This window comes from Thalassospiraceae bacterium LMO-SO8 (assembly GCA_031655335.1).
Classification (GTDB): Bacteria; Pseudomonadota; Alphaproteobacteria; order Rhodospirillales; family Casp-alpha2; genus UBA1479.
In genome coordinates, this window is sequence record CP134226.1 from 254,404 (window position 1) to 268,054 (window position 13,651).

Below are 13,651 nucleotides of genomic sequence, written 5' to 3' on the forward strand. Positions count from 1 at the left end.
GTGGATGGATTTTCGCCGGATATCGTAAGGACAATACCATGGCGGTCATGACGCTGACGGAATTGAAAGCGGCCATGGACCGGCACGGCCGCGTCATGGGGCTCGACCTGGGGTCGAAAACAATCGGCCTGGCCCTGTCGGACGTCATGCGCACCATCGCAACCCCCTACGACACGATCCGGCGCACCAAGTTCACAGCCGACGCCCAGGCCCTGCTTGCCGCGATCGACGCCGAAGACGTCCGGGGCCTGGTCATCGGGCTGCCGATCAGCATGGACGGGACCGAGGGGCCACGCTGCCAGTCGACCCGCCAATTCGCCGCCAACCTGCTGGAAAAGCGCGACCTGCCCATCGCCTTCTGGGATGAACGGCTATCGACCGTGGCGGTCGAACGCATGCTGGTCGATGACGTCGACATGACCCGCGCCCGGCGCGGACAGGTCGTCGATAAGCTGGCGGCGGCTTATATATTACAAGGCGCCTTGGACGCCCGGTGACCCGGCGCGCTCAGTCCCGGCCCTGACCGGCCAGACGATATCCCCGCTTTCCCGCGTGCTTGACCTCGTACATCGCCTTGTCGGCGATGCGGATCAGGGCATCGGCGGTTTCCGCATGTTCGGGGTAGAGGGCGATACCGACACTGGCGCCGATCATCACCGTTTCCCGCTTGGCTGTGAACGGGCGGGTCAGTTCCTCGACGACGGACTGCGCGACCCGGCTGACGTCCTGGGCGTTGGATATCTGGTTGAGAATCACCGTGAACTCGTCGCCGCCATAACGCGCCACCGTGTCCGACGCGCGGACGCGGGCGACCAGGCGCACCGCGACTTGGTGCAAAATCATGTCGCCCGCATCGTGGCCCAGACGGTCGTTGACGGCCTTGAAGCCGTCCAGATCGATGAACAGCACGGCGATCCGGTTCTTTTCGCGCGCCGCCTGACGCAGCGACACGTCGAGCCGGTCCATGAACAACGACCGATTGGGCAGGCCCGTGACCTCGTCGTGACTGGCCATATAGGCGATCTGCTGTTCCGCCAACCGATATTCTGTCAGATCGGTGAAGGTCCGCACCACGCCGCCCGACGGCATGCGCGATTCACGCAGCAACATGGTGCGGCCGTCCGCGAAATTGATCTCACCGGGCCCGGCGAAGGCATCGGCGATCATTTTCTTGTCGCCCGCGGCCTCCATCAAGGCAGCGAAGGGGGTTCCCGGCGTGAAGCTTTCCGCAATCTCCTGGAACAGATCGCGGCAGACTTCGTTGGCGAAAATCAGGTTGTCATCCGAATCGAAAACCGCGACGCCGTCGTGCAGGCGGTCCAAAACCTCGGCCATGTCGATTTCGCCCGTCCCCGAGCCCGTGATCGTATTTCGGGAAGACACCGCTAAAACCCTTGTGTTTATTCGTCCGCCCGTGCCCAACGGGTCTCATATCATGCCATCATCGGCGACCGGCCACCAAGACCCGCAATTTTTCGTGACCCGCCGGACACTCCAGCCTATATTCCGGCACCATGATTTCCGGCGACACGGCAACGACAGATTTCCCCCATCGCCATTTGCTTGGTATCGAAGGTTTGACACCGGCGGAAATCACTTTCCTATTGGACCGCTCCGAAACCTACGTCGAACAGAACCGGCAATCCGACAAGAAGAAGTCGGTGCTGCGCGGACGCACGGTCATCAACCTGTTCTTCGAAGCCTCGACCCGAACCCGGACGTCGTTCGAGCTGGCGGGCAAGCGGCTGGGCGGCGACGTCATTAATATGTCGATCTCGGGCTCCTCCATCAAAAAAGGCGAAACCCTGGTCGACACGGCGATGACGCTGAACGCCATGCACCCGGACGTTCTGGTCGTGCGGCACGCCGATTCCGGCGCGGTCAAACTGCTGTCGGAAAAGGTCAACTGCGCCGTCATCAACGCCGGCGACGGCAGCCATGAACATCCCACGCAGGCCCTTCTCGATGCGCTGACCATCCGCCGCAGGCTCGGTCGCCTGGCCGGGCTCCAGGTCGCCATCTGCGGCGACATCCTGCATTCCCGGGTCGCGCGTTCGAACATTCACCTGCTGACGACCATGGGGGCGCGCGTGCGCCTGATCGCGCCCAAGACGCTTATCCCCTATGCCGCCGAACGCCTGGGCGTCGAGGTCTTCCACGACATGGCCGAGGGCCTGAAGGATTGCGACATCGTGATGATGCTGCGCCTTCAGCAGGAGCGCATGAAATCCAACTATTTCCCTTCGGTGCGGGAGTATTTCACCTATTTCGGGCTTGATTACGAGATGTTGGCCCATGCCAAGCCCGACGCGCTGATCATGCATCCGGGCCCCATGAACCGGGGGGTCGAGATCGATTCGGAAGTGGCCGACGACTTCTATCGTTCGGTCATTCGCGAACAGGTCGAAATGGGCGTTGCCGTGCGCATGGCGGCGCTGGAGATTCTGGCCCACAACCTGGAACCCCTCGCCGAAACCAACTTGTGACGGAACCCGAGCCCAAGACATGGCGGTAAAACTCGACGAACCCCTGGGCCGCGTGGCCTATGTCAACGCACGCATCCTGGACCCGGCCGAAGGCTGGGACGGGCCGGGCGGCGTGCTGACCGACGGCGAAAAGATCGCCGCCGCCGGGCCGGGGCTGTTCGACGCGGGCCGCCCCGAAGACGCCAAGATCATCGACTGCCATGGGGCCTGCCTGGCGCCGGGGCTGGTCGATATCCGGGCCCATCTGGGCGAGCCGGGCGAAGAACAGAAGGAAACCCTGGCCACCGCCGGGCGCGCGGCGACGGCCGGCGGGGTCACCTCGCTGCTGTGCCTGCCGGATACCAATCCCTGCATCGACGACATGTCGGTGGTCGAATTCGTCGCCCGCCGGGCCCGCCAATTGGGGCTGACCAAAGTCTACCCCTATGGCGCCGTGACCAAGCAGTTGGCCGGCAAGGAGATCGCCGAGCTGAAATTGTTACGGGATTCCGGCGCCCTTGCCTTCACCGACGGCGTCCGGACGATCGCCGACCCCCTGGTTCTGCGTCAGGCACTCGCCTATGCCGCGACCTTCGATCTGGTGATCTGTCATCAGCCGGAGGATCCATCGCTTGCCGAGGGCGGTGTCATGAACCTGGGCGAGAATTCGACCCGCCTGGGCCTGTCCGGCATACCGCGCGAGGCCGAGATCATCATCATCGAACGCGACATCCGCCTGGTCGAGATGACCGGCGGACGCCTGCATTTCGTCAACGTATCGACGGCGGAAAGCGTCGAAGTCATCCGCCGCGCCAAGGACCGGGGGCTGGCCATTACTTGCGACACGGCGCCGCCCTATTTCGCGCTCAACGAACACGCCATCGGCGATTACCGCACCTTCGCCAAACTGACCCCGCCGTTGCGTGACGAGGACGACCGTCAGGCCATCGTGCGGGCGATCAGCGACGGGGTGATCGACTGCGTCGCGTCCGACCACACGCCGCAGGACGAGGAATCAAAGCGCCTGCCCTTCGCCCAGGCGGCATCGGGCGGCGTCGGCCTGCAAACCCTGCTGCCGATGACGCTGGAACTTTACCACAATGGACATCTGTCCTTGCTCAGGGCGCTCGATCTGGTGACCCGGGCACCCGCGGCGCTCATGGCGATGGATGCCGGCCGCCTGAAGCCGGGCGCCCCCGCCGATCTGATCCTGTTCGATCCCGACCGCAGCTGGAAGGTTTCCTCCGACGTGCTGCTCTCCAAATCAAAGAATTCGCCGTTCGATGGGCGGCCCGTGCAGGGCATGGTTCTGCGTACCGTGATCGACGGCCGCACCGTCCACACCCACGGGGCCTGAGCCCATGGCCGGCGGACTGGACAGCAACCTCGCATTCGCCCTGGCCGCCCTCGGCGGCTATCTGTTGGGATCGGTGCCCTTCGGCCTAGTGTTCACGCGCATGGCGGGCCTGGGCGACATCCGAACCATGGGCTCGGGCAATATCGGGGCGACCAACGTGCTGCGCACCGGACGCAAGGGCCTGGCGTTCGCCACGCTGATCTGCGATTGCGGCAAGGGGGCGGCGGCGGCGCTCGCGGCGGCCCATCTATGGGGTGCCGAGGCCGGCATGATCGCCGGGTTCGCCGGCGTCATCGGGCACAATTTCCCGGTCTGGCTGCGTTTCAAGGGCGGCAAAGGCGTGGCGACCACGCTCGGCGTGCTGCTGGCCGTCAATTTCATGGTCGGGCTGGCCGCCTGCGCGACCTGGCTGCTGGTCGCCGGAGTCTTCCGCTATTCGTCCCTGGCCGCCTTGGGCGCCCTGGTCGCGGCCCCGGCCTATGCCTATTGGATCGACGGCATGCCCATGGCCTGGATGGCGGGCGGCCTGGCTGTCCTGGCGGTGATCCGCCACCGGGCGAACATCCACCGGCTGATCACAGGCCAGGAAAGCAAGATCGGCCAAAAATCCAAACCGGCGGACACCCCGCCCGGCGCTTAGCGCCGCGCCCGCTCGGGCATTAGAGGTCCTTGTTCAACATCTGTGAGCAGGCTGTAATCACGCTGGATTCCGGCTCACTCTCGCCCGGCAGGGTCGTGGCGAAGTCTTTCGCAAGGTCTGCGCGCGCCGCGCGGGCATCCGACTGATAGCCCTGCAGATCCGGCGCCTCCGCCATTTTCTTCACATGATTGGCGGCGCGGGCCGCACAAACGGAAGCCTGGGCGTTGATCCAGGCATCCTGCACCTCGTCGTGACTGGCGCTCGCGCTAACCACCCAATCGTTGCTGAAGGCCAGAACGGCAAGGACGAATGCCCCGACCCCCGCGCCCAACAGAAAGGGGCTTGTCGATTTCGGCAGTGTCATGCATCGCTCCTGTATATTGATTGAAATACGGCGTTTGCTGCCGGCATGCTGGCGGCGAGCACAATTCGACAATGACGAGCGGTCGATTGCGCCGAAAAACACCAACATTCCGCATAATTTAACAATATAATTTAATATAAATTAGTTTTCAATAAATATTATTTTAATTTGTTTTTATCAGTAATACTTAAATATATTAATACAATTAATAACTATGAAATTTAATATACATTTATTATGATAATAATAACTTATTTTTTATTTAAGTATAATTCAATTTTCACGATCCCAGCTAAACCCGGCCCCGTCCACCTGCCCGCCCCGGCCGATTGCCGAACTATCCAGATGCAGGCGGACCGTGACCGTCGTGCCATGCCCGACCCTGCTGTGAATGGCGATTTCACCGGCGTGCATGTCGATCAACGACTTTGAAATGGCCAGGCCAAGTCCCCACCCCCTGTCCGAGGTATAGGGATTGGCCGCTTTACTCGTGAAAGGGCTCATGATCTGGGACAGGCGTTCCGGCTCGATCCCGACGCCGGTATCGGCGACCGTAATGACAAGGAAGCCATCCGCAACCGCGGCCGTCACCGTCACGCTGCCACCGTCCGGGGTGAACTTGACCGCGTTGGACAACAGATTCAACAACACCTGCTTGATTGCCCGGCGATCGGCCTTCAACCGCGGCAGACCGTCGGGCACGGCCTCGCGCAGCATGACGCCTTTTTCGCCGGCCCGCTCACGCACGGTATGAACGCATTCGGCGATCAGGCCACGGACCTCGATAATGCCGATCTCCAGCACGGTCCTGCCGGCCTCGATCGCGGAAATATCCAGGACGTCATTGACCAGATCCAACAGGTGTTTGGCGCTGGAATGAATGTCGTTGGCGTATTCGCGGTATTTGCCCGCACCGGGCGGGCCGAAGTACTGATTGAACAGAATGTCGGAAAAACCGAGGATCGCATTAAGCGGCGTGCGCAGTTCGTGGCTCATGGCGGCCAGGAATTCCGACTTCGCGCGGTTTGCCTGCTGGGCGGCATCCTTCGCCGCCTCGGCTTCCTGGCGCGTCCGTTTCAACAGTTCCGTCGACCGCGCCGTCTCCAGGTCCAAGCGCAGATTGGCATAGATGACGGCGGCGCCGAGCAGGAACAGCGCCACCGCGCCCACGACGTTGAGCCACAACATGCCCGATCGCGTCGGCCATCCGCCCGCCGGCTCGCCGGCGATGACCCAGGTGCCGGAAACCAGGTTGACGTCCAGATACACGGGATCGCCGTCCGTGACCGACGGATCGCCCCAGAACACCTCGCCGCCACGGCCGAACCCGTCGCGCCCGATCAGGGCCAGACGGTAGCGCGCCTGATAGTCCGGCAACCCGACGTCCTGCACGAAAGCGTCGAAATCAATGACCGTGGAGACAACACCCCACAATTTGGCGGGCAGCCAACCTTCCGGATAAATGAACACGGGGAAGCGGGCGATGATGCCGGCGCCACCCTGCACGAGGTTGAGCGGGCCGGCGATCACCACGGTGTTTTCCTTGATGGCCCGCTGGACCTCGCGCCATTGCTCAGGGGCCGTTCGATAATCCAGGCCGAGCGCCCTTTCATTGCCTTCAATCGGATAGATGTGGCTGATGATCAGGTCCTTCGCCAAGGCCATGTTGCGGACCCAGCCGCCCGCCGATTCCATGAGGTCGGCGGCGACGGTGGCGAATTCCTTTTGACCGAGGTCCGGCCGCGCCTTGACATAGCTGATCAGGCCCTGGATCAGTTGGACGTCCGCGTTCAGGGAACTTTCCAAACGCACGCGAAGCTTGCCCAGTTCTTCGGCCGTTTCCAGGCGCGCTTCCGTCGCCGCCGCCCGCAGGGCGTACTGTTCCGCCAAAAAACCACCCAATGCGCAGGCGGCTGCGAGAATTGCCATTCTGACGAGGGTGGTGATGTATTGCGTCCGCATCGCGCCGCCCGATGAGTGCCTGCATCGAATATATACAAGCTTGCCCGAAGAGCGTCCGAATTTCTGCACTGCGGCATAGGTCCGCGTGCCGCCGCGCCGCCTCAACCCGCGCCGGGCGGCGGTCCATGGCGAATGGCCTACTTCCCAATTGTATACAATACCTGTTAAATTAAACGCCGTCGTCGAGGAGCAAGAGGAAACATCCATGCCGGACACCACGGATATCGATCCGAGGTCGGACGCCAATGCGTCATCCACCACAGATTTCGCAGAAGAAGCTGCACGCCTGAAGGCGCGCAAGCGCCGCTTTGCGATCGCGCTCGTCATCGGTGTGCTGGGCACCCTGTTCGGCGGCCTGGAAATTCACGACCGCGTCACCAACATCCATGAAGTCGACGCCCGCATCGGCGGCGACCTGATTACCGTATCGTCCCGCGTTGCCGGCTGGGTCACCTCGATCAGCGTCACCGAAGGCGACGACGTCAAGCCGAACACCGTTCTGCTGACCATCGATTCCCGTGAATCGGCGCTGAAAGCCCGCGAACTGGAAGCCCAGATCGCCAGCCTGCGCGCGGAAAAGGAGCGCACCCTGGCGGAGAAACGCCTGGTCGACAAGGAAACCGCGGCCAAGTTGAAGTCGGAGCAGGCACGCCTGGTCGGCGCCCAGGTCACCGTGTCATCCCTGGACCCGCAACTCGAACTCGCCAAGCGCGAACACGAACGCTCCAAATCCCTGTTTCAGACCCGCGTCGTGTCCCGCCGCCAACTGGATCAGGCGGAGACCGAACTGAAGAAGATCGAACGCGAACACCGCATCGCCGTCGCCGATCTGCATTCGGCCGAAGCCAAGTTGGCCGAGGTCGAGGCCGAGCGCGAACGCCTGCACGTTCTGGACAGCGCCGTCGCCGTGTACCTTCACCGCGAACAGGAATTGCAGGCAAAACTGGACGAACAGCGCCTGGACCTGTCCGACCGCACGATCCGCAGCGCCATCAGCGGCGTCGTCGACAAGACCTTCGTCGAAGTCGGCGAATACGTCACCCCCGGCCAGCGCCTGGCCTTGATCCACGACCCAGACGTGATCTGGATCGACGCCAACATCAAGGAAACGGACATCCGCAAGACCAAGGTCGGTGACGTCGTCCAGGTTTCCGTCGACGCCTATCCAGACCGCGAATTCACGGGCAAGGTCCAGGTTATCGGCAACGCCACCACCGCGGAATTCGCGCTTCTGCCCAGCCCGAACCCCAGCGGCAACTTCACCAAGATCACCCAGCGTCTGCCGGTGCGCATCGCCATTGACCAGCAGGACCGCCTGCTGCGCCCCGGGATGATGGTCGAAATCAAGATCGACGTTGACCAGTAAAGTCGCCGCCGCCCCCATCGACCCCCATTCCATCAGCGAATTCCGCCGCTGGTCGGTCACCCTGTCGGGCCTGTTGGGCGCGGTGTCGATGATTCTGTCGGCGACGGTCGTCAACGTCGCCGTGCCGTCCATCATGGGGGCCTACGGGATCGACCAGACCATCGCGCAATGGGCGTCCACGGTCTTCATCACGACCATGGTGGCAAGCCAGCTCATGAGTGTGTGGGTCGTCGCCCACCTGGGGCAGCGCAACGCCTACGCCATGACCCTGGTGCTGTTCACCGCGGGCGGCTTCGTCTGCACCGTGGCGCCCAATATGGATACCCTGATCGTCGGGCGGGTCATGCAGGGAATTTCCGCCGGCGTCGTGCAGCCCCTGGTGCTGTCGACCATCATTTCCGTGTTTCCCCTCGAACGTCGGGGGTTCGCCGTCAGCATGTATTCGGTCGGCGTGACCTTGGCCCCCAGCTTCGGGCCCGTGGTCGGCGGCGCCATCCTGGACGCCCTGACCTGGCGGCACATCTTCATCGTGCCCCTGCCGCTCGCCTTCATCGCCTTTCTGCTGGGCCTCAGCTTCATGCCCCAGGAGCGGAAGAAAGGCCCCAAGCCACCCTTTGACTGGACCGGCCTGGTGCTGGTCGTCACCGCCTGCTTCAGCGTCATGAGCGGCCTGGCCAACGGCCAGCGCTGGGGCTGGCACTCCAACGAGGTCCTGGTTCTTCTCGTCGGCGGCACGGCGGCCGGGGCCGTCTTCCTGTGGCACCAGATGCACTCGAAAAACCCGATGCTGGATGTCGGCCTGTTCAAGGACCCGTCCTTCGCCTCGGCCATGGTCATCGCCTTCCTGTTCGGGGCGGGCAATTTCGCCACCAACTACGCCATCCCCGTGTTCACCCAGCAGGTTCAGGGCTTCACCGCCACGGCGGCGGGCATGGTTCTGGTTCCGGCGGGGATATTCCTGTTCCTGATCACCCCCTTGGCCGGGCGTTTGAACGACCATGTCTCGCCCCGCTATCCGATTACCGCGGGCGTGCTGCTTTTCGTCGTCGCCGCGTTCTTCATCTCCAAGTCCGACGTCAACACGGCCTTCGTCGTCATGGTGCTGTTCACCATGCTGTCGCGTCTCGCGATCGGCCTGGTCATGCCCGCCATGGGGGCGGCGGCGATCCGCGCCGTGCCAGAACACAAGATCAACGCCGGCGCCGCGACCTACAACTTCGTGCGCCAATTGGGCGGCGCCTTCGGCACCCTGGTGTTCGTCGTCATTACCGAACAGCGCACGGCCTTCCACGCCGACGCCATGGCGGCGACCCAGACGTCGGGTAACCCGCTCAGCCGGGAATTCATCGAAAAGGTCGGCCGCGTGCTCGGTGAAAGCGGCCTGCCCGACGCCCAGCAGACGGCGGGCGCGCTCAACTTCCTGTCCAAGGTCATTCACGCCCAGGCGACGACCCTCGGATTCCAGGATGCCTTCATCGTCTCGGCCATCGTCTTCTCGACGGCATTGGTGCCTGCCTGGATTTTGGGACGCACAACCAAAACGGGCGTATGAACGCTTTACTTTCCCTTTTACAGATAACTCTCCTCGGGTAGTCTTTCGCAGACAGCCCCCTGGGAGAGCCCAGACATGCCCGACAGATTGGCCCATCACCGCCAACGCACGCTTCCCGACGATGAACGCGTCGCCTGGCTGCGCCTGATCCGCTCAACCAACGTCGGGCCGGGCACCTTCTTCCGCCTGCTGGAACGTTTCGGCACGGCGACGCGGGCCCTCGACGCCCTGCCCGACCTTGCCCGCCGGGGCGGGCGCGCCGGCACCATCCGCATCGCCACGGCCGCGGCGGCATCGCGCGAACTGGAAGAGGCGCAGCGCATCGGGGCGACGCCCATTGCCTGGGGCGAACCCGCCTACCCACCACTTCTCGCCCATATCCACGACCCGCCGCCGGTGATCTACGCGCGGGGCCGGCTCGACCTTCTCGGCAAGAAAACCATCGGCGTCGTCGGTGCGCGTAATGCTTCCGTCAACGGCCGCCGCTTCGCGAAGAAACTGGCCGCCGATCTGGGCGCCGGCGGACTGATGGTCGCCTCGGGCCTGGCCCGCGGGATCGACGCCGCCGCCCACGAAGGAGCGCTTCCGACCGGCACGGCGGCGGTACTGGGCGGCGGGATCGATGTCGTCTACCCGGCCGAGAACAAGAATCTCTACGACCGCATCGCCGAAACGGGCGTCCTGTTGTCGGAAATCGCGCCCGGCACCCAGCCCCAGGCCCGCCACTTTCCCCGCCGCAACCGGATCATCTCCGGCATGGCCCGCGGCGTCGTGGTGGTCGAGGCGAGCCCCCGATCCGGATCCCTGATCACCGCCCGCATGGCCCTTGAACAAGGGCGCGACGTGTTCGCCGTGCCGGGCGCGGCGATGGACCCAAGGGCCCGCGGGACCAATCATTTGATTCGCGAGGGGGCAACCCTGACGGAAAGCGCGGATGACGTATTCGCCGTTATGGCCGATGTACGCGCCCCGGACAAATCTGATATTATTGTTTATAATCAAAATATTAAGAATGATCTGACGGACGTTGAGACGACCGTTTCGGCACGCGACGAGATCATCGCCGCCTTGGGTCCGACACCGACGACTGTTGACGAACTGCTCCGCGTTTGCCAATTCTCCCTGGCCGTGGTGTCAACGGTTTTGCTTGAACTTGAACTGGCAGGACGGTTAGAGAGGCACCCCGGCAGCAAAGTATCGCTGCTCATGGACCACTAGCCGGCCCGGGCAGCGGCCCCGAAGGCCGGCCGAGAAAAGGCAAGTCCTGCATGACCGACGTCGTCGTCGTTGAAAGCCCGGCCAAGGCGAAAACGATCAACAAGTACCTGGGCCCCGGTTACACGGTGCTGGCCAGCTACGGCCACATCCGCGACCTTCCGTCGAAGGACGGCTCGGTGCGCCCGGACGCCGACTTCGAAATGGACTGGGAAATCGATGCCCGGTCGGAAAAGCACATCAAGGCGATCGCCGATGCCGTCAAGGGCGCCGATAAACTGTATCTGGCGACCGACCCCGACCGCGAGGGCGAGGCCATTTCCTGGCACGTCCGCGAAGTCCTGAACAAGAATGACGCTCTCAAAGACGTCGATGTGAAACGCGTCGTGTTCAACGAAATCACCAAGGACGCGGTCAAGGCGGCGTTCGATCATCCGCGCGAATTGGACCGTGAACTGGTCGACGCCTATCTGGCGCGCCGCGCGCTCGACTATCTCGTCGGCTTCACCCTGTCGCCGGTGCTGTGGCGCAAGCTGCCGGGATCGCGGTCGGCCGGCCGCGTGCAGTCCGTGGCCCTGCGCCTGATCTGCGAACGCGAGGCCGAGATCGAAATCTTCCGGCGCCAGGAATTCTGGTCCATCAAGGCGACCTTCGCCGCCGAGGGCGGACACAAGATCGCGGCGCAGCTGACCCATCTGAACGGGCAGAAGCTAGGCAAGATGGACCTGGGATCGCAGGCCGAGGCCGAGCGCGCCAAGCAGACCGTCGAATCCGGCACCTTTTCCGTCGCCGACGTTCAGCGCAAGCAGTCCCGGCGCAACCCGGCGCCGCCGTTCACCACCTCGACCTTGCAGCAGGAAGCCGCGCGCAAGCTGTACTTCGGCGCCAAGCGGACCATGCAGGTCGCGCAGCGCCTGTACGAAGGCGTCAACATCGGCGGCGAGACGGTCGGCCTGATCACCTATATGCGAACCGACGGCGTGACCATGGCCAACGAGGCCGTCAACGCCTGCCGTGACCTGATCAAGGGGTCTTATGGCGCGCCCTATCTGCCGGGCGAGCCGCGTATTTATAAGACCAAGGCCAAGAACGCGCAGGAAGCCCACGAGGCGGTCCGCCCGACGGACGTGTCCCGCCGTCCCGAGGACGTCGCCCAGTACCTGGACGAAGATCAGCGCAAGCTTTACGACCTGATCTGGAAGCGCACGGTCGCCAGCCAGATGGAAAACGCGGTGCTTGACCAGGTCGCCGTCGATATCGCCGCCGCCGACGGCTCCTCGGCCCTGCGCGCGACCGGCTCCGTCATCGCTTTCGACGGCTTCCTCAAGGTCTATCAGGAAGGCAAGGACGAAGACGCTTCCGCCGACGGCGACGACGACGACAAGCTCCGCATCCTGCCCGACGTCAGGCAGGGCCAGCACCTGGCCCGCCAGGAAGTGGACGCCGATCAGCACTTCACCCAGCCGCCGCCGCGCTATACCGAAGCCAGCCTGGTCAAGCGGCTGGAGGAACTGGGCATCGGCCGCCCGTCGACCTATGCCTCGATCATCTCGGTCTTGCAGGACCGCAATTACGTGAAGCTGGAAAGCCGCCGCTTCATGCCCGAGGACCGCGGCCGTCTGGTCACCGCCTTCCTCTCCAGCTTCTTCGAACGCTATGTGGAATACGGCTTCACGGCCGAACTTGAAGACCGGCTGGACGACATCTCCGGCGGCCGGCGCGAGTGGAAACAGGTGCTGCGCGATTTCTGGGAAGCCTTTTCCAAGGCCGTCGACGGCACCAAGGAACTGCGCGTGCGCGAGGTCCTGGACACCCTGGACGAACTCCTCGGGCCGCACTTCTTCCCCATGGGCGAAGACGGCCGCGACCCGCGCAAATGCCCGGTCTGCGCCGACGGCCGCATGGGCCTGAAACTGGGCAAGTTCGGCGCCTTCATCGGCTGTTCGAACTACCCCGAATGCAAGCACACCCAGGCGCTGGCCGTGCCAAACGGCGAGAACGGCGAGGGCGCGGAAGCGGCGGCGGAAATCTTCCCCCGCCTGCTCGGCAACGATCCCGATACGGGCCTGCCGATCACCGTGCGCAAGGGGCCCTACGGCGCCTATGTGCAGCTGGGCGACGCCGAAGAAGGCGGCCCCAAGCCCAAGCGCGCCTCCCTTCCCAAGGGCGTCAGCGCCGCGACCATCGACCTTGAAATGGCGCTGGGCCTGCTTGCCCTGCCGCGCGAGGTCGGCCTGCACCCGGAAACCGGCGACATGATCACCGCCGGGCTCGGCCGTTTCGGCCCGTTCCTCAAAATGGGCGGCACCTATGTGTCGCTGAAGGGCGACGACGACGTTCTGACCGTCGGCCTGAACCGTGCGGTCGTGCTGTTCGCCGACAAGCCGCGCAAGGATCCGCCCAAGGAACTGGGCAAGCATCCGACCGACGGCAAGCCGGTGGTGCAGAAGGCCGGCCGCTGGGGGCCCTTCGTCCAGCACGGCAAGGTCATGGCGTCCCTGCCCAAGGACATGGACAAGGATTCCGTGACCCTGGAAAAGGCCCTGGAACTGCTTGCCGCCAAATCCGGCAAAGCGGCGCCGGCCGCGAAGAAGGCCGCGCCCAAGAAGAAAGCCGCGGCGAAGAAAAAGACCGCCGCCAAAAAGCCCGCCGCAAAGAAGAAAACAGCGAAGAAGACGCCGGCCGACGGCGATACGCCGCCGCCCGCCAGCGACGTCTGATCCGAGCCGC

11 protein-coding genes are annotated in these 13,651 nt (G+C 63.8%); 8 read left to right on the forward strand and 3 right to left on the reverse strand.

What is annotated here, in order from left to right; translation table 11 throughout:
• Window positions 1–38: 38 nt before the first annotated feature.
• On the forward strand, window positions 39–497 hold the full coding sequence (ruvX, locus tag RJ527_01210) for a Holliday junction resolvase RuvX (protein WND76374.1): 459 nt from the start codon (window positions 39–41) through the stop codon (window positions 495–497).
• Between the two features lie 10 nt (window positions 498–507).
• Here ruvX and RJ527_01215 read toward each other — a convergent pair whose 3' ends face one another.
• Complete coding sequence (locus RJ527_01215) at window positions 508–1,383, reverse strand: diguanylate cyclase (GenBank protein ID WND76375.1); 876 nt, start codon at window positions 1,381–1,383, stop codon at window positions 508–510.
• A 131-nt stretch (window positions 1,384–1,514) separates the two neighbouring features.
• Between RJ527_01215 and RJ527_01220 the strand changes: the two genes are divergently transcribed.
• Genes RJ527_01220 through plsY form a run of 3 tightly spaced genes read left to right on the forward strand, consistent with a single transcriptional unit; the run spans window position 1,515 to window position 4,462 of the window.
• Window positions 1,515–2,486, forward strand: coding sequence for an aspartate carbamoyltransferase catalytic subunit (locus RJ527_01220; GenBank protein WND76376.1), 972 nt, complete (start codon window positions 1,515–1,517; stop codon window positions 2,484–2,486).
• A 19-nt stretch (window positions 2,487–2,505) separates the two neighbouring features.
• Complete coding sequence (gene pyrC / locus RJ527_01225) at window positions 2,506–3,822, forward strand: dihydroorotase (protein ID WND76377.1); 1,317 nt, start codon at window positions 2,506–2,508, stop codon at window positions 3,820–3,822.
• 4 nt (window positions 3,823–3,826) lie between these two features.
• Window positions 3,827–4,462: a glycerol-3-phosphate 1-O-acyltransferase PlsY gene (plsY, locus tag RJ527_01230; protein WND76378.1), complete on the forward strand. Its 636-nt coding sequence runs from the start codon at window positions 3,827–3,829 to the stop codon at window positions 4,460–4,462.
• Between the two features lie 19 nt (window positions 4,463–4,481).
• Here plsY and RJ527_01235 read toward each other — a convergent pair whose 3' ends face one another.
• Window positions 4,482–4,826, reverse strand: a complete 345-nt coding sequence (locus tag RJ527_01235; GenBank protein WND76379.1) for a hypothetical protein — start codon at window positions 4,824–4,826, stop codon at window positions 4,482–4,484.
• Between the two features lie 273 nt (window positions 4,827–5,099).
• Window positions 5,100–7,034 carry an ATP-binding protein gene (locus RJ527_01240; GenBank protein ID WND76380.1) on the reverse strand — a complete coding sequence of 645 codons (1,935 nt, stop codon included), beginning with the start codon at window positions 7,032–7,034 and terminating at the stop codon, window positions 5,100–5,102.
• On the opposite strand from RJ527_01240, the gene RJ527_01245 reads away from it, so the two are divergent.
• The 4 genes from RJ527_01245 to topA all read left to right on the forward strand — a co-directional run bounded on the left by RJ527_01245 (window position 6,994) and on the right by topA (window position 13,641).
• Window positions 6,994–8,154, forward strand: coding sequence for an HlyD family secretion protein (locus RJ527_01245; protein ID WND76381.1), 1,161 nt, complete (start codon window positions 6,994–6,996; stop codon window positions 8,152–8,154). The two genes, RJ527_01240 and RJ527_01245, sit on opposite strands and share 41 nt — an antisense overlap.
• Window positions 8,144–9,706 (forward strand): DHA2 family efflux MFS transporter permease subunit, encoded by a 1,563-nt coding sequence (locus RJ527_01250; protein WND76382.1) that lies wholly within the window; start codon window positions 8,144–8,146, stop codon window positions 9,704–9,706. Before RJ527_01245 ends, RJ527_01250 begins: the two co-directional genes overlap by 11 nt.
• A 75-nt stretch (window positions 9,707–9,781) precedes the next feature.
• Window positions 9,782–10,924 (forward strand): DNA-processing protein DprA, encoded by a 1,143-nt coding sequence (gene dprA / locus RJ527_01255; GenBank protein ID WND76383.1) that lies wholly within the window; start codon window positions 9,782–9,784, stop codon window positions 10,922–10,924.
• A gap of 50 nt (window positions 10,925–10,974) precedes the next feature.
• Entirely contained in the window at window positions 10,975–13,641 is a 2,667-nt protein-coding gene (gene topA, locus RJ527_01260) for a type I DNA topoisomerase (GenBank protein ID WND76384.1), read from the forward strand.
• The last annotated feature ends 10 nt before the right edge of the window (window positions 13,642–13,651 follow it).